We start from the raw sequence: 17398 nt of genomic DNA on the forward strand, positions 1-17398 counted from the left end.
CGAACGCCTTACTGGTTAACTTCGATAACACTGACGGTCACATTATCACTGGCCCGCTGCTGCAGGGTCTTTTCAATTAGCTCAGAAACCTTGTAGGCACTATCACCGGGTAAGGATAAAACGTGCATAATGTCATCGGGTGTCAGTTCCGAATACAAACCGTCGCTGCAGAGCAACAGAACGTCACCAGCCTGTAATTCAAAATAAATCACTTCTAAATCCAGGTGTTTGTCGGCACCCACCGCGCGGGTAATCACATGGCTTTGCGGATGTTGGCACGCCTCTTCTGTCGGAATCACTCCTTTATCGATAAGTTCCTGCACGACACTGTGGTCTTTGCTCATCTGGAACAGACTGGCGTCCCGATATAAATAAAGCCGGCTATCACCGGCCCAGATACAAGCGCATTCAGCTTCTGATGCCAGCAATACCAGGACCGTGCTGCCCATCATCGAATCACAACCGAGCCGCTGGTGGGTCATTTCCCGGTTGGCCTGCATAAGCGCATCGCACACCAACACTGCGGAGTCTTTCAGATCAGCCACCGGCGTCACGGCAGCCACGGCGTCAACCACCATCGACGACGCAACTTCACCGGCATCGTAACCCCCCATACCGTCCGCCAAACACCAGATTTTCTTTTCTTCGCAGGAAAAAAAAGCGTCTTCATTCAGTTCGCGAACGTTGCCCGCGTGAGATTTAACGGAAGAACGATAGGTTAAATTCATGCTACAACGCATTCGGTAAACGATAATTGCCCAGATAATCTTGGATAAACGGATTCTGCGCGCTACTGGCGTGAAGCTCGTAGACCGCTTTCCGCTCTTTATCCTGTACGGTTAGTTTGAAGCGATCCGAATAACCTGTTTTCAGCAGCGGGAACTGATCCAGAAAACGAAACAACGCCCAGGTGCCCTGAACCTGATCACTGAACTGCACACCATAGTGATCTTCAAACAAATATTTAATGCCACCAGACCCACCTTGTAACGGCCAAGTCAGAGTATCAACCCGGGCAGGCCCGTGCCGGTACTGCAGACGCTCTCCCAGCAAACTTAATTCAAAACGATTTATATTGGCGTCCAGATAGATCGCGCGCAAGTTGAAACGTATCTGAGGCGCGTCGCCATTGGCGAAAAACGCTTTACGGATATGGTTCGCTTGCTCAAAGCGCATCAAATTCGTTTTACTGACCGCCAGCCCCTGGCCATCGACTATGCGTGCACGCCAGGGCGACGAGCGGGTATCAACGAACGGGGCAAGATACTGTTTAAAAAATTGGTGTTCTATGCCATCGGGCTTAAAAAATTCAGCAAAGTCGGCCAGGGTAATATCAACTTCCGACGATTTCGCAATGGGATAACGGCCGTCAATGCTGCGCTCATAGAACGGCTTTACCATAATATTGTACTCTGAGGTCACGTGAGCCCGCGCCGCGCCCAACGTGTGCGACCAGGCCCGGTTAGCCAACGACTCTACCCATTGTTTAACCGGCTCCGGTAAATGGCGTGCCTCCAGTTTAAGCTTGCCGATGGGATCTGTGCGGCCATTACTCATGCGCTTAATGGCCGCATCAAACGCGGCCTGATTGCTCGAGCCACCACTGGATATGCCTTCCAGATACACCTGCAATTCCGTTAACGAGGCGTAGACCCGTTCAAACGGCGCTGAGCTTTTATTGTCTGCACCCATTAAATCGTGCAACGGCTCAAAACGTTTATCCACCAGCGTGGCGGGAATTTCAGGCAGTTTCACCAGACGGTTCTTGCCCGCCAAACTGGCGATACGCGCAATTTTGCCCGCCTTCGGGTGTATCTTTTGCGCCAGTTGTTTTGCTTCAGTTGCGTTTTCGGTTAGCATCGCAGGGTCGATCAACGGCTTCGACAACTGCGTATGAGCAACGGTTTCGTCCAGCACCCGCCGCAATGGTGAACTGCCGGATAGCATTTCGTTCAACAAGCGCACGTGCTCCTCCAGGCTATTGCTGGATTGCAACCGCAGTTGCGAAATCGCAGAACGCCAGTAACCGATGTAGTCATCCAGATATCGCTTTTCAATGGTGGCTTTTATATCCGCCAGATCCATATCGTCCATATCCTGATTGCGGGCTCCCACCACCCAGCTGTCTTCGGCCAGTTCTTCAATCAGATTATCCTGCTGGGGCTTGAAGAAATCGTGATAACCCTCCGCTGTGAAAAGCCAGGGTATAGCGACAAACTCCCCATTAAACACGTGATGAATATCGTTGCCGATGTTGCTATCGAAACGATATTCCTGTGGCATTTTCTGCTGGGCTTTGTCTTTAATCGATGCATAAATCTGATCCGCTAGCGGCAGCTTACGTAAAATAAAACGGGTATTCTCCACTAACTGATCATCCGCCTGCAGCGCCGACCACTCCAACTGCATCAAATCGTCCATACGCGCATTCAGGGCATTTAATGTTTCCGGTTGATCTGCGTAACGATTCATCCAGTCCGCCCTTACCCAGGTGCTGACGTATTCCTTCTCCAGACGTTGCGGCAAGCTCAGCATCAGGTACGCCTTTAACGCCATATGCAAATATTCAGGTACACCCTGGTTGTCGACTAATTGCTGGCTTATATTTTTTTGAATGGAGCGATAAAACTGATCCTGCAGAACCAGTTCATATTCGTTTTCAGCGGCTATATCAATAGCATCCCCCTGGTATAGGCCCACCCCCATTTTCCAGCCATCCTGCGACGGCTGATAGACCTTTCGCAAAGCCAATAGCGGTTGCATCGGCTCCATCATTTGTGCCGGGTATTCATCGCCGTGCAATTTGGCTTGCTGTCCGACATATAAATTCAGTTGTTCCTGCGTTCGATTCAGGGACGATTCATTGAGGCCGTAACTGGTGGACCAGACCGCGGCCATGCCCACCGCCGAGGTCAATGAAGCGCCGTAACCCAGATTTCGAGCCCAGCGCAATTTCGATTCGTAGCCGCGATTGGCGCTCACCAATTCCGCTTCCGGAAACACGACCTGTTGAAACAGGTTGCGCAGAAAGTAGCTTTTACCCTGAGCTGTCTGCCCTAACAACGCTTGCTGTGAAAACCCCATCTGACCGGCGACGTTTTGCATCATGCGTTGCATTCCCGCCGCTTCCTGAGTTCCACTGGTATAGTATACCCCGCGCAGCAAGTACTGATCGTGGAAGCGGGATTCACTAAAAGTACGCCCGACAAAATCCGCCACCATCGGTTTTAAACGTTCAAATTGACCCGGAAATGACAGAATCGCTGAACGCCGGGTAACTTCCCGCTCAAAATGGAACTTAGTCATTACACCATCGTGCAGTCGTTTCGACAGCAGATCGTGCTCGTCTTCAAACATCTGTTGGTGGGTAAGATTGGATTCCGGCTTTTCGCTGAAAGTCGTACCCCATACCTGCGCCCGCTCTTCTTTACCCATCATGTCAAAGTATTGAGTAAAGCCGGGTATCAGGTCGCATTTTGTCAGCAATAAATACACTGGGAACTTCACCCCCAAATGGCGGGTAAGTTCCTGCAATCTGGCCCGCACTGAGTTCACATTTGCGCTCAGTTCCTGCTCGGTTTGACGTGTCAGTTCATCTACACCAATGGCAATGACCACGCCGTTGATCGGCCTGCGTTTGCGATATCGTTTCAACAGCATAATGAAATCAATCCAGGCTTTACTGTCCTGAGTCGCATGGCTGTCTTGTGTGGTATACCGACCGGCGGTATCAATCATCACTGCCTGGTCCGTAAACCACCAATCACAATGACGGGTTCCGCCCACCCCTTGCACCGCACCGCGCCCGAATTTTTCCTCCAATGGAAAATTGAGGCCGGAATTAACCAGCGCGGTGGTTTTACCGGAACCCGGCGGGCCGATCAGTATGTACCAGGGTAATTCGTATAGATAATTTTTGCTGTAGCGATTGGATGTGCCACTGCTGCGACGCAGGGTTTCAATTGCTTCCTTAAAACGATCATTCAGAACATGGGATTCTGCCCCCGACTCATTGCCTAACCCGTCAGCGGCAACGGCTTTTTCGGTCTCGCCCTGTAAGTCCTTAGCCAGTTTCTCGTTACCGGAGCGGGCCTGCATACTCAGGCGTAAATTATTCAGCCCCCACAGCAGCACCAGCGCCATAATCACCAGCAGACGCACCACTTCGCCTTCCAGAATTTTCTTTTCCGCCACGGCGATATAGGGTCCGGCAAACCAGACCAGAATGGAAAGTGCAATCACCCCGATTAAGGTGACAAGCCATTTGTATTTGGACATGAGTTATTCCTTCGAACTGTTCCCGTTAACAGGGACCGGGTCAACGCGGCTACTTAGCGGCTGACCTCTGTTTTCCAACTGACTGAGAATGGCTGAGCTGCGCTCGTTTAACAGATAGGAGAAGCCGGAAAAAGTGGCCAGCATAATAACGCCCACTACCGCCACCACAACCCATAAAGGCAGGTAACGGGTTAACGGATTGCGTCGCGTGGTCACTCGCTGCCAATGGGGTGACAAATCGCGCTCGGGCTCGCCACGCTGCATGCGGATCAGATGGAACAGATTGTCACGCAGCTCTTCCAGGTGGGCGTAACCTCGCGCGTCGAGGCTGAACTTACCCTCGAAGCCCAGACCCAGACAAACGAACATCAGCTCCAGTAAAGGCAGATTCTTGGCCGGGGTTTGCTGCAAATATTCCAGTAACTGAAAAAAGCGCTCGCCACCGCCGGTCTCTCCGTGAAATTGACTGAGCAGGGATTGCTTACTCCAGACCCCAATGCCCCACGGCGTTTTATTCACTAATTCATCCATCACCGTACACAATACATAACGTGCATAGTGACGCGCCTCCTCCGCTACATCCTGCTGCAGACAGCGTTGCTCGAAGCCTTGAATTTGCCGGGTACACCAATCCCGAAACGCCAAGGCATCCTGGGTCTCATGGCGGGCGGCTAATTGCGCCATCTTCGACAGCAGTTCTTCTGCCGCGGCCAACAACGGATTATCCAGTCCGTAACCTGCCGCCACCGGCAGAGGCAGAGCGACAGACGCCGGCCCCGGTAACGGCTGATTGTTGTTAAAACCCGCTGGCGGGCTATTTTGTGCCGTCGCTGCCGCCGTTGCACCAAACCCGTTATTAACCGGTGGCGGCGCACTGCGTCCACCCGGATTCGGCCGAGCGAAACCGCCGGCAACCGGTCGTGATGTTTGCGTTATGCCTTCAGCGTTTTTGAACTGGACTACGGTTTTTTCATCGTTGTTCATGCCATTACTACCCTTTCACCGCCCACAGTTCCAATTCCAGGCCGGGCACTTCTCCGGAAAAGTGGAACGCAATGCCGCCGGACGTTTTCAGGTGCGCCCAATTTTGCGGTGATTTTTCCAACTGAAAATAGGTGAAATTCGATCCGTAAGGAATTTGTCGCGGCGCCACCGGCAACGCTACCAAACCGATACCTGGTAACTGCAGGTTCACCAGCTCCCTTAGTTGCTCGACACCGCCTGCTTTTATCACAGTGGGCATGCGGCTGCTTACCTGCTCTTTGCTCCAGTCACACCGAATAGCCAGATAGAACTGGGCCTGATCCAGCAGCGAACGATCGTGGATAGGGGCCACGCGCACACCAAAATCGCGTTCCTGTAGCGGCAACGCCAGCGCTGTTTGTTCAAACACCAGGCTCAGTGCCTGACGAATATCGCCCATCAGATGATTGAAACACAGGGTCAGGTTACGGTGATCATAGGGGCGCTGCGGCTTTGGCTGTTTGCTTTCTTCGGTGAACGTTGCTGTTTCACCATTGAGCATTATCAACACCTGATACAGAGTTTCCGGATGCACATACTCCACTTCTGCATGGTGTTTTAGGAGAGCACTGTAGCGATTCACCATTTGTAACAGCAAAAAATCCGCCAGATCCGTCGAACCACGCTGCCCACTGCTGCCGTTCAGGCGTGTGGAAATGGCCTGAGCCCGGTGCGTCAGTAAGCTCAGCGTTTCCTGCATAAAATACGTTAACCGGCCGGACACGCTGATCGACAAACAGGGGGGGATGAAATACTGATCCAGCTCAAGCCGGCCATCGGCAAAGCTTTCTTTGATCCGCGCAATCGGAATACGGGTAAAATCGGCGCTTAGCTCGTCTTCCAGCAGCAAACTGAATCGCGGATTCGCCAAGGTAATATTGACCCGCTTACTGCTACCCTGATTGCTGTCCAACACATCTTCATCGGATCGCACCCAGCGGGTAAGACTGTTCTCATCGTTCTCATCCGCGGCTTCATCGGCGCCTTGCAGTGCTACCGGTAATGCCAGATAGATCAGCACATCCTGCTTGCCCGGAGGAATTTCCCGCAGCAGACGGTGTTCCTTCGAGTGGCAATGGAACAAGGTGCCGTCCGGCATAATGCCGTCGCAATGGACAATGGCAAACGCCCCTTGCTGCAGAACCTGGTCGTCCACCTGGAATTTCCGTATGCCCCAGTCAAACGGGCTGGATAATCGGTTGCGGTCGCGAAACTGGGCGTCAACATAACGATCTTGCTGCTGCAGATGCTGAGGCCGGAGGAACATGCCTTCGCTCCACACCACTTTTTTCTGATACGACATATCATGCAAGGACATGAAGCGGCGTCTCCCTAAACGTCAGTGCTTGTTGCCTAGAGAGACAGCGGGCGGATAAAAATTCAGCCCGTCAGTGTGCAAAAAATTACACTATTTCGGAACGCCCCTAACCGGATTCTTCATCGGGGCGTTGCTAATTCGATACCGCGCCGGTTCAATAACACGGTTAATTCGTTCTTTTCCTTGGTTTTCAACGGCAACACCATGCGCCAATTGACCTTATCCAGGTGCCGGTATGCCGCCAGTATCGCGACGTAGTTGGAATCCGGGTTTAATGCAAACTTGAGATCCTGTACATCGCCTGGCTTAAATTCAAACTCTTCACTGGCCACCATATCGGAACCCAGGGTCTGGGCTTCACTCTGATACAAGGCAAAAAAATCAGAACTTTCGAAACCGGAGGGTGATTTCAATTCAATCACCCGCACGACCACCGGCGACGGTCTGCCCGTGTCATCCGGGTTCACATCTCCACCGGTGACAATGCGCATATCGACCTTGGTCAGATCCGACATAAAGTAACTGCAGCCACTGGCCAGCCACAGTAACCCGGACACCAACAGCAGCCGAAGTAAACCGCCCCTGAATAACCTTACCTTGCTATCTGTGCTCGTTGAATTAATCATCCTGCTTCCCTCTGCTGTTGCGGGCGTTTTTTAGTTTTCCCACCTGCTCGTCATAAGCCCGGGCAAAGGGCTCTGCAAACAAGCTGGCGAAAATATCGTCTTCAGCCAATAAATCCTGATGCAGCTCCCGATAGGCCTCCCAGTATCGGGCGCTCCTGGACGCCAGACTAAGTCCGCCGGTTTTACTGCGGTCAAAGCGCTTTTCCAGCGCCACCGGGGACAACGTCTCCATCAATTCAATAAAGGCATTCTGCATGCCTGCCATCATGGCCAGCTGATGCTCCTGAACATCGGCAAAGCATTCCCCCATCGCCTGCTCCATCGGCATAAAGGAACCCGGCTCTTCCGACAGCATATGGCGCACCACCTGCTCATCATTGGCCGACAATTTTATCGGGTTATTATCTTTGGTATTAACCAGCGTCATATCCAACCGGAATTCATTTTTCAGGCTGGCGCGGGATTGGGTCGCGCTGACCATGCCCTTCAGGCACGTGCGCAATAGCATACCTGCTTTTTGTAGAAAAGCCGCACCGCCAGCTTGCTCAATATCCCCTACGCTGACCCCGAGTCCGGCAGCAAAAGCGGCTGTCTCGACGGAATCGGCACCGCCCGGGGCCGGTACCCTGAGCGGCGGTAGAGGGCTTGGCGAATCCGCAACCGGCGGGGCAGCGGCCTCCAAGGGCCGGGGCTCGGCCAAGGAAGCATCAGGCCCAGGGACCTCACGCTTCCACCAATCCTCCGGCAAAATATCGTGGCTGGCCGCTACCGGAGGTTGCGCCGCCTTCGGCACCGGCTTCGGAGGGTCAAAAGGCTCCCGGCCCGGCTGCACACTATCGGGCATGGATTGCGAACGCTGATGCCATTGGTTTTCTGCCGCTTGCGCCTGCTCACGGGCAACCTGGGCAGCCCACTCATCGACTCGTGACATGGGATTCTGAACATCGTTAATCGGATTGTTCATACTAAACCCGGGGGCACTGTTGCCACCGGGCCTGGGAATCTGATGGGCAGAAATGGCAGGAGAAGACTGTGCGCCCTGCATGTGAAGACGGGCCTGAAAATGGATCTTGCCCATCACCAGGCGGTCACCGTCGGAAACTACGGTGGCCTTATTTTTTTCCAGCGCCATGGCGCCATTCAGGTGGGTACCGTTGGTACTGATATCCGTGACATAAAATTGACCGGCTTCAAAGGAGATGATGACATGACGCCCTGATAAATGCCGGGTCTGATCCGGTATGACCCAGTCACATCCGGCAGAACGTCCGATCACCCCGCCCGCCGGCAGAAACGCATGTTGATAGTTATCACCCAGTAAATGCTTCTCTGAGCTTGTTATTTCCAGCACCAATTCCATTTTAAACCGTCCAAACCACTTCTTATAAATCTATTAAAAACATCCTGGATTTTACGTTAGCCGATGAAAAACAGGGGGATATTTTGTGTTTCGTCTGTCTTTAAAGCAAACCACTAGCCGATTGCAGGAAGTCTATGCCAACACCCACGGCGAATACCAGCCGATTCAGTATTGCCATTGACAGCGTCAACATTCCACTCCGACTTGTCCGCCTGGAAGGCCGCACCCAAATCAGTGGCCTCTTCTACTATGACATTCGCTTCGCAAATAAAAGCATAAATTTCGAGCTGGAAAGTTTGATCGATAAGGCCGTTTTGGTGACGGTGCACGATCCCCAGTTCCGGTTTATACGGGGTTACATCAACGAAGCCGGCTTTGTCAGTCACGGAACGCAATACAGCGAATACCGCATTCAGTTGGTGCCGCGACTATGGCATCTGACCCAGCGGCTTAACCAGCGTATCTTTCAGGACCAGAACAGCAACGACATCATTGCCCTGATACTGCAAGAGCACGGGATTTCCGGCGACCAATTCCTGGATCTGACTATACCAGGCCCCAAGCGGCCCTATTGTGTGCAATACCACGAAACGGATTTCGATTTCGTACAGCGCCTGATGCGTGAAGAAGGGCGCCATTTCCATTTCCAGAATAACGCCGATCTGCAGATTTTAGTGATGGCGGAAGACAACAATGCCTTTGCCCCGAAGACCGCCAGCCCCACTCTGCGCTACGAACAGGAAACCAGCCGCCCCCAGGATGAGGAATGTGTGCACCTTCTACATGCCTGCCAACAAGTGACCGCTGGTGCGGTGCGCTTGAATGATTATTTTTTTGAGGCTCCTGAGCGGGAACTGAACCAGATCAAAGAAGGGCTCACACCCCCCCTTGAACTCTACCACTATCCCGGTGGCTATGCTGAAGAAGAACAGGGTGCCGCGCTTGCGCAATATGAACTGGAACAGATACAAGGTCAGCAGGCTTTGGTGGAGATGAGCACCCACACCCCCCACTGCGATGCCGGTCAGTTTCTGGCTCTGGAGAAGCATCCGGACCCGGCGATGAACCGGGAGTATCTGGTGGTCGAATCCGAGCTGCTGATCGAACAGCCGCAAGCGTTGGATGAAGGATCGGATGGCGGCAGCGGCCGCTGTATATCGCAATTACGCTGCATGCCTTTCGAAACCCTGTTCCGCACCGCTCCAGGCACGCAGGGTCGATTCAAAAAGCCGGTCATCAGCGGCCTGCAAAACGCAGTGGTAACCGGCCCGCCCAATGAAGAAATATACACTGACCAATTCGGCCGTGTGAAAGTACAGTTCTTTTGGGATCGTGAGGCAATGGCGGATGAAGCGACCAGTTGCTGGCTGCGGGTGAATCAGCCAGTCGCCGGGCTGGAATGGGGGGGCATAGCCCTGCCCCGTATTGGTCAGGAAGTGCTGGTGGAATTTGAATTTGGTGATCCAGACCGCCCCATAATGACCGGGCGCGTTTACAACGGGCAGAATCAAGTGCCCTACGCACTACCACAGCATAAGAGCCGCGCCGCTCTGAAAACCCTGTCCACTCCAGGTGGGGGTGGATACAACGAAATCCGGATTGACGACAGCAAAGGTGCTGAACAGGTTCTGCTGCGGGCTGAAAGAGATCTGGATATCCGGGTGCAAGCAATGCACCGACAACAAACTGTGCACGACCAGCACCTCAGCGTGACCGGCTTGGCTTGCCAGGAAACCGGCAAGGATTGGCACCAGACATCAGGGGCCAATGAAACCGAACAAACGACTCAAAACCTGTCGCTGAATGTGGCAGAAGATCTGCAACTGCAAGTGAATGGAGCACACGTTGTAGACGCCGGACAATCTGTCCATATCAAAGCCGGCAGCAAAGCGGTGATCGAAGGTGGCCTGAGCCTGTCTGTTAAGGGTGGCGCAGGGATGATTACCCTCGACACGTTGGGCGTGGCTCTAGTGGGTCCATTAATCAACATCAACGATGGGGGCAGCACTGGCGAATCGGTCGAACAGGCAAACCCCTCGCGCCCAGGCACACCGGCGGAAGCCGATAACGACCGCCCCGGCGCCCAACTGCGTGCTGCGACAGCATCGGTGACGCCACTGCCCGCCGCAATTGACTTTGAACAAATCGCTGCACAGCGCGCGGTGATGGAAGAGGCTAAGTTAAGTAACGCCCTGGCTGCCGAGGATTGCCCCGCTTGCGCACTGACTGCAGCCACGGCACCCGAAGAGTAGCATGAGAAAATGGAGTTTAAGTCTGGGCTTCGAAAGCGCAGAATGCATCGGCGGACCGGATCAGGGAATGCTTTAAATCAATTCCCTGCGACGGTATTCGCCGCCTTTACCAGGCCACGATATTGATCTAACGCCAAATTCACTTTAACCACGTATTCCATGGTTTCTTTATACGGGGGTACGCCGTTGTATTTTCTTACGGCCCCTTCGCCTGCATTGTAAGCCGCCAGAGCCAAGTCCAGATTCTGTTCGTATTTTTTCAATAAACGGCCCAGCAGTTTACTGCCTGCCATTATATTGTGTTCCGGCGAGAACGGATTGCTCAGTTCCAGCCCCTTCGCGGTGACCGGCATTATCTGCATTAAACCCTGCGCACCAACGTGAGAAACCGCTAACGGATCGAAACGGGACTCCGTTTGAATAACGGCTTTAATCAACGGCGCTTCAACCCCGTAAGTCTCACTGGCTTTGCGAATAAAGTGGTCATACTTGCTGGATACATTACCCCGGAAATGCAACGGACGCTGGGCTAATTTTAAGTCCGTTGCAACCACCTGCTCCTGATCTTTCAACACTTTCAGGTGTTCGGTGGAATAGCGATAAAGGCCACTTTCGTTCTCGACGGTGTAGTAGCGCTTATCGATGCCCACCAGCCGTCCGCCGTCCGGCAGCCGCGTATTGACAAAATAGACCGCACCTTTCTTATCGGTAAGGTAGGATTTTTCACCCATCTTAAACGCCACTATGGGATGAATCAGTTTACCACTTTGGATTGCGTTCGCAGTTTCACGGTGCTCAGCCGAATCCGCCTGAACCTCTCCCAACCGCGTGAAGACCATCAAACTTGCTTCACCCACGCGGTTCCCCGGTACCCTCAGGCCCGATTGTTCAAATGCCTGTTGCAAGGTTAACCGCGGGGCCGATTGGATCTGCGCTGCGTCTGTGTTGGATGCAAAGCGTTCAGGAATATAGGACAAGACCTCATCCGAAAGGGAAGACGGCCAGCTTGCCGACACCATGCCGGTTAATTGTTGCGGAACGGACTGGCCATCCGAAAACCCGCTATTGCCCACCAGTGCATAGCAGCTCGCCCCTACCAATATTAATCCTGCACCGAAAACGGGCAACCTAATGGGCAAACGGCGCCTTTTGCTCGGACTATTGGCCTGAAGTGAATGTCGTCGTTTGCTTTTTATCGGCTGATCAAGGTTATCGAAACCCTTTCCGGGAAGGATGCCCGGCACGTTGTTTGCCGGGTGCCCCTGCACCTTGACCTGAATTTTCACCTGGGTTGAATTATCAGTAGCCACGCTCAGTGCCAATCGCACTTTGCTTTCGCCCAATTTAATGTGGTCTCCCGGTTTCAGCGACACCGGATTGTGATGATCAATCGCTTCATCGTTAACCGCAATTTGGCCCAAAAGCGCGACGACGGTGATGGCGTCGCAGGTGGTTTCCACCAAGCAATGCAAGGGTTGAACGCCGACTTCATTTAATACCCAATCGCACTGGGTGCCCTGCCCTATTAACCATCTGGCTGGCTCGTCCACAGACATCTTTTTACGTAGCCCGGTTTGGCCACCTGATAAAAGCGTTAGGTAATACACAACCATTCCCTGTTACAACTTCACACTAAATCGACTGTTTTGAATCCCGTTATCCGCGAATTCACCCCGTAACCGACAGCCTACCGATAGATCGAAGCGGCATGCTATCGCTTTTTCTCTATTAAATAAACCTGAGTCCCGCTCTGACGATTTGTAGCCGAAACCGGACTCGATTTGCTCGCCACAAAAGATCACATTTTAATCTAAATGCCTAAATACAATACAAATAACAATAGGATGCTATATTTATTCAATAACTATTCAATACCGGATTGCCCGAATTCAGCCCATGGAAATCAATCACCCATCTATATTACATAACTCGCAGAATTTAGATCAGTCTTTGATAAACGCACTACCAGTTTGTGTTTTCCGCACCGATAGGGACGGAACCATCACCTTCGTGAACCCACCATTGCAATCCAAACTGCAATTACCCCTGAGTGATATATTAGGCAAAACTGTTTCCGAACTATTTCCGGATTATCTGTGCAGACAACATCACGACGACGATCGTTTTGTTATCCGTAGTGGAGAGATGATTCGCAAGATTGAAGAAAATGTCAATCCGGTGACAGGTGAAAAGTCCTATATAGAAATCATTAAAGCCCCCATCTACGGGAATGAAGACCCTTTGACTGGAGCGTGGACCGAAACGTCCGGCACAAAGCGTGACGAATCTGATCAAGCGAAGGGTGAACAGGTGATCGGCGTGCAGGGTGCCTTCTGGGACATCAGCGCAAAAGTTCGCGTAGAACAGGCCACGGCCGAGCGGGAATCCCTGCTCAAGGTTATCGCGAGAGACTCGCCGGACCAGATTATATTACTGGATCAATCACTAGAGGTGCTGTACGCGAACCGGGGAATACCGGGCGAAGAAAAACACGACCTGCAGAATAAACCGCTCTCGGAAGTGTTTAAAAGCGATTGGCCAAGGATTCGTGCAACATTGACAACCACTCTCCGGGAGGGAACCCCAGGCAACTTCGAAACCCGGATGACCGATGCCGATAATGTTGTGCATTATCTTGAAACACGCGTGCTCCGATTACCCCCCGGCATGTCCGGCAGCCCGGCCCGGCTCCACCTCACCACCACCGACACCACGCAACAGAACCACCACCAACAAGAGCGGCAACAAGCATCCGCGGTGTTCAACTTTGCCCGGGAAGCCATCGTATTTATCGACCGTCGCGGCAATATCGTAAACATCAACCGCGCCTTTACCGATATTACCGGCTATCGGTTGGGAGAAATTGCAGGCAGGTCACCGCGTTTTCTCTTGTCGAAATCCATATCCCGAGAAAAATTCAGGGAAATTCTGACCCAGGTATCCAGCAACCGCTACTGGCAAAATGAGCTAAAAATAAAAACCAGTGATGGCCCGGACATTGATACGGTAGTGGCGGTGAGCGCAACCAGTGATAACAGTGGGGCAATTGGTAGCTTCGTTGTTCTCTTAACCGACATTTCCCGCCAGAAAAAACATCAACAGCATTTGGAGCACATTGCCCATTACGACCCCCTCACTCATTTACCGAATCGTTTCTTATTGGGGAAACGCCTGAATCGGGCCATGTCACATGCACAGGAAAGCGGCTCACGTCTGGCTGTATTGTATATTGATCTGGATGGTTTTAAAGCCGTGAACGACCGTCATGGGCACCTGATTGGTGACAAACTGCTGGTTGATATCGCCAAGCGGATGCTGGTCAACTTAGACCAGCGTGACACCATCGCCCGCCTTGGCGGTGATGAATTCATGGTGGTAGTGCCGGACATTGATTCCCGCCCGCGCAAGGAAAAATATTTCGAGAAGTTACTGAAATCCATTTCTCAACCCGTACACAGTGAAGTCGGCGTGATTGAAGTTTCGGCCAGCCTGGGCGTGAGCTACTATCCACAACAGGATGCACTGGAAGCCGATCAACTGATCCGCCAAGCGGACGTCGCCATGTTCAAGGCTAAAGTGCATGGTAAAAACCGTTTCGAAATATTCGACACCATGAAAGAGCGCAGTCAGCGTGACACCCGGCAACTGCATGCGGAACTGGAACAGGCACTGGTGCATAACCAATTGCGGCTTTTTTTCCAGCCTAAAGTCAACATGAAGACTGGCACCATCATCGGTGCTGAAGTATTGCTGCGTTGGCAGCACCCTATCCGCGGGTTACTGGTACCGAAAGATTTTTTGAGAGCGGACCTCAACGAACAGTTGGCAATAGACCTGGATAAATGGGTGATCGACCATACACTGGAACAAATCAGTCGTTGGAAAATAACCAATCAGGATTTCGATATTAGTATCAACGTTTCCATTCCCATGCTGGAACAGGAGGATTTCTCCACCCGGCTGGCCCGTCAGCTACTTCAACACCCCGAGATCAACCCTTCCAGTATCACACTGGAAGTACTGGAAAGCAGCGCAGTGCAGGATGTGGATCAGATTTCGCTGGTAATGCGAGCTACCAGTGCATTGGGTATCCGCTTTTCCCTGGATGATTTTGGCACCGGTTACTCCACACTAAACCTGTTGAAAAAACTGCCGGCAAAGGAATTGAAAATCGACAGGACCTTCGTCAAGGACATGTTAATGGACGAAGATGACCTCACCATCATACGCGGTGTAATGGGATTGGCATCCGCTTTTGATAAAACCGTAATCGCCGAAGGCGTGGAATCCGAACAGCACGGTCTGGCTCTGATCAAAATGGGATGCCATTATGCGCAAGGCTATGGTATTGCCATCCCGATGAATGCCGATGACTTTTCCGCCTGGGCAAGGCAATGGAAAGCCTACCCCAGCTGGCTGAAAATAACCGCGCCGGCCTAATACTCATACGGTTTACGGGCCATGCAAACGGGCCTATCCGTACACGTGGCAACCACCCTGCAATACCGCCCTGGCCAGGATCTATGCTACGATGCCCTCCTTTCTTCCCATTCTGTGAACATCACTCAGGAAGGCTTATATGCTGGACTATGTTGCCCTCTTTTTACTGGTTTTTTCTGCCACTGTCGTGTTCTACGGCATCATTGCGATTCACGATATCCCCTATGACATTGCCCACAAACGGAATCACCCTCACCAGGATGCGATTCATGTCGCCGGATGGGTCAGCTTGCTTACCCTGCATGTGATCTGGCCTTTTCTCTGGATCTGGGCCACGCTCTATCGCGCAGACCGGGGCTGGGGATTTAAAAACGAGGACGGTGAAACCGACCATCACCAGTTGGGCAATCTGGAACAACAGGTGCGTGAACTCAGCCACCGGATTCAGCAATTGGAACAACAAGGCGATCCGGCCCTTGCGACCGCGATTCATCCAACCACGCGGGAAGGTGAATAAATATGGATCTGCTATTAATACTGACCTATAGCGCCCTCTGTATTGTTATTTTCAAAGTCTTCAAAGTTCCCCTGAATAAATGGACCGTGCCCACCGCCATCCTGGGTGGAATCGTATTGATTGGTGGCTTGTTTATTCTGATGAATTACAACCACCCTTATGCAGGAAAAGCGCGCAAATATTCGCTTTCGACACCGATCATCCCGACGGTGCGGGGCCGCGTGCTCGAAGTGAATGCGGTGCCCAATCAGATGATGCAGGCAGGCGACATCCTATTCAAATTGGATCCGATTCCATTCCAGGGCAAAGTGGATTCACTCACCGCTCAGGAGGTCGCTGCCAAAGCGGATCTGGAACGGGCCGAAACCCTGGTAAAATCCGGTTCCATCAGCCAGCGGGACCGTGATATTGCCCGTGCCCGCTACGACGACGTGCAAGCTCAACTGGATATCGCCAATTTCAACCTAAGTGAAACAGTGGTCAGGGCTCCGACCTCAGGCTACGTTACTCAGGTGTTCTTACGTCCCGGCATGATGGCGGTCAACCTTCCGATACGTCCGGTGATGGTGTTTGTGCATGAGCAGGAAGATGCCTTTGTCGGATGGTTTATGCAGAACAGCCTGCTGCGTTTGCAAGTCGGCGATAGCGCAGAAATTGCATTCGATGGCATCCCCGGAGACGTATTTTCGGGCGAGGTGGAAAGCATATATCCTCTTCTGGCCGAAGGACAGCTGCAACCAAACGGCAATCTGGTAACCGAATCACTGCCTCCCGGACTGGTTCCGGTCCGTATCCGGATTACTGACCCGGCATTCGAACCCTATCGAGACAAATTGCCCGGCGGCGCGTTCGGCCAGGCCGCTTTGTACAGTGAACACCTGCATCACATTGCGTTAATTCGGAAGGTATTATTGCGAATGGCATCCTGGATGAATTACCTTTTCCCTATTCACTAACAAGAAAATCCGGAGTGAACTATGACGACGATTGATTTTTATTTCGATTTCGCCAGCCCGCCAACCTATGTCTCCTACGAACGGCTGAAGTGGTTACAGACCCAATATAAAATGCAGTTGAACTACAAACCTATGCTGTTAGGCGGTGTGTTTAAGGCGACCGGCAATCGCGCCCCTATCTCGGTCCCCGCGAAAGGCAAGTATCTACTAAAGTATGAAATGCCCCGCTTCACTAAACGCTACGGAGTCGAATTCAGACTGAACCCGCATTTTCCGGTGAATACACTGACCTTAATGCGGGCCACCTATGTGGCCATTGACGAAGATTGTTTCGATCAATATTGCCAGGTTGTATTTGATGCCATGTGGAAACACGGTGAGAACATGGCGGACCCGGCCGTTGCAAAAGCGGTGTTGGATAAGGCGGGCCTGGACGGTGAAAAATTACTGTCCCTGGCAGGTGAGCAACAATATAAAGATAAATTGATCGCTACCACACAGGAAGCGGTTGATCGCGGTGCGTTCGGCGCACCCACTTTTTATGTCGGCGATGAAATGTTTTGGGGCCAGGATCGTCTGGACTTTATAGAAGAAATCCTGCAACAAGCGGGTTAAGCTCAGCTCAATG

The 17398-nt window shown here is 52.3% G+C and carries 12 protein-coding genes; 5 read left to right on the forward strand and 7 right to left on the reverse strand.

Annotated features, from left to right (window positions below; genetic code table 11):
- Positions 1-8: 8 nt before the first annotated feature.
- From FT643_RS02170 to tagH, 6 genes are all read right to left on the reverse strand, one after another.
- Entirely contained in the window at positions 9-728 is a 720-nt protein-coding gene (locus tag FT643_RS02170) for a PP2C family protein-serine/threonine phosphatase (RefSeq protein ID WP_198043246.1), read from the reverse strand.
- A 1-nt stretch (position 729) separates the two neighbouring features.
- Complete coding sequence (gene tssM / locus FT643_RS02175) at positions 730-4278, reverse strand: type VI secretion system membrane subunit TssM (protein ID WP_156869032.1); 3549 nt, start codon at positions 4276-4278, stop codon at positions 730-732.
- 3 nt (positions 4279-4281) lie between these two features.
- Positions 4282-5262, reverse strand: a complete 981-nt coding sequence (icmH, locus tag FT643_RS02180; RefSeq protein WP_156869033.1) for a type IVB secretion system protein IcmH/DotU — start codon at positions 5260-5262, stop codon at positions 4282-4284.
- A gap of 7 nt (positions 5263-5269) precedes the next feature.
- Entirely contained in the window at positions 5270-6619 is a 1350-nt protein-coding gene (gene tssK, locus FT643_RS02185) for a type VI secretion system baseplate subunit TssK (RefSeq protein WP_156869034.1), read from the reverse strand.
- 119 nt (positions 6620-6738) lie between these two features.
- Positions 6739-7245: a type VI secretion system lipoprotein TssJ gene (tssJ, locus tag FT643_RS02190; RefSeq protein WP_156869035.1), complete on the reverse strand. Its 507-nt coding sequence runs from the start codon at positions 7243-7245 to the stop codon at positions 6739-6741.
- Positions 7238-8605, reverse strand: coding sequence for a type VI secretion system-associated FHA domain protein TagH (tagH, locus tag FT643_RS02195; protein WP_156869036.1), 1368 nt, complete (start codon positions 8603-8605; stop codon positions 7238-7240). Before tagH ends, tssJ begins: the two co-directional genes overlap by 8 nt.
- Before the next feature lie 134 nt (positions 8606-8739).
- On the opposite strand from tagH, the gene FT643_RS02200 reads away from it, so the two are divergent.
- The gene (locus tag FT643_RS02200) at positions 8740-10857 is read left to right on the forward strand and encodes a type VI secretion system Vgr family protein (RefSeq protein WP_156869037.1); all 2118 of its coding nucleotides are present in this window, start codon (positions 8740-8742) and stop codon (positions 10855-10857) included.
- A 77-nt stretch (positions 10858-10934) separates the two neighbouring features.
- On the opposite strand, the gene FT643_RS02205 is transcribed toward FT643_RS02200, so the two are convergent.
- Positions 10935-12464 carry a transglycosylase SLT domain-containing protein gene (locus FT643_RS02205; RefSeq protein WP_198043247.1) on the reverse strand — a complete coding sequence of 510 codons (1530 nt, stop codon included), beginning with the start codon at positions 12462-12464 and terminating at the stop codon, positions 10935-10937.
- A 289-nt stretch (positions 12465-12753) separates the two neighbouring features.
- Between FT643_RS02205 and FT643_RS02210 the strand changes: the two genes are divergently transcribed.
- From FT643_RS02210 to FT643_RS02225, 4 genes are all read left to right on the forward strand, one after another.
- On the forward strand, positions 12754-15297 hold the full coding sequence (locus tag FT643_RS02210; protein ID WP_156869039.1) for a sensor domain-containing protein: 2544 nt from the start codon (positions 12754-12756) through the stop codon (positions 15295-15297).
- 139 nt (positions 15298-15436) lie between these two features.
- Entirely contained in the window at positions 15437-15814 is a 378-nt protein-coding gene (locus FT643_RS23830; protein WP_156869040.1) for a DUF3302 domain-containing protein, read from the forward strand.
- A 2-nt stretch (positions 15815-15816) separates the two neighbouring features.
- Complete coding sequence (locus FT643_RS02220) at positions 15817-16770, forward strand: HlyD family secretion protein (RefSeq protein WP_156869041.1); 954 nt, start codon at positions 15817-15819, stop codon at positions 16768-16770.
- A gap of 21 nt (positions 16771-16791) precedes the next feature.
- Positions 16792-17385: a 2-hydroxychromene-2-carboxylate isomerase gene (locus FT643_RS02225; RefSeq protein ID WP_156869042.1), complete on the forward strand. Its 594-nt coding sequence runs from the start codon at positions 16792-16794 to the stop codon at positions 17383-17385.
- Positions 17386-17398 lie beyond the last annotated feature (13 nt).

It is taken from the genome of Ketobacter sp. MCCC 1A13808, from assembly GCF_009746715.1.
In the GTDB taxonomy this organism is placed as follows: Bacteria; Pseudomonadota; Gammaproteobacteria; order Pseudomonadales; family Ketobacteraceae; genus Ketobacter.

What these genes read in the sequence shown, in the direction of transcription:
- FT643_RS02170 (WP_198043246.1), bottom strand. Translation starts at nt 728, where the DNA reads ATGAATTTAACCTATCGTTCTTCCGTTAAATCTCACGCGGGCAACGTT.
- tssM (WP_156869032.1), bottom strand. Translation starts at nt 4,278, where the DNA reads ATGTCCAAATACAAATGGCTTGTCACCTTAATCGGGGTGATTGCACTT.
- icmH (WP_156869033.1), bottom strand. Translation starts at nt 5,262, where the DNA reads ATGAACAACGATGAAAAAACCGTAGTCCAGTTCAAAAACGCTGAAGGC.
- tssK (WP_156869034.1), bottom strand. Translation starts at nt 6,619, where the DNA reads ATGTCCTTGCATGATATGTCGTATCAGAAAAAAGTGGTGTGGAGCGAA.
- tssJ (WP_156869035.1), bottom strand. Translation starts at nt 7,245, where the DNA reads ATGATTAATTCAACGAGCACAGATAGCAAGGTAAGGTTATTCAGGGGC.
- tagH (WP_156869036.1), bottom strand. Translation starts at nt 8,605, where the DNA reads ATGGAATTGGTGCTGGAAATAACAAGCTCAGAGAAGCATTTACTGGGT.
- FT643_RS02200 (WP_156869037.1), top strand. Translation starts at nt 8,740, where the DNA reads ATGCCAACACCCACGGCGAATACCAGCCGATTCAGTATTGCCATTGAC.
- FT643_RS02210 (WP_156869039.1), top strand. Translation starts at nt 12,754, where the DNA reads ATGGAAATCAATCACCCATCTATATTACATAACTCGCAGAATTTAGAT.
- FT643_RS23830 (WP_156869040.1), top strand. Translation starts at nt 15,437, where the DNA reads ATGCTGGACTATGTTGCCCTCTTTTTACTGGTTTTTTCTGCCACTGTC.
- FT643_RS02220 (WP_156869041.1), top strand. Translation starts at nt 15,817, where the DNA reads ATGGATCTGCTATTAATACTGACCTATAGCGCCCTCTGTATTGTTATT.
- FT643_RS02225 (WP_156869042.1), top strand. Translation starts at nt 16,792, where the DNA reads ATGACGACGATTGATTTTTATTTCGATTTCGCCAGCCCGCCAACCTAT.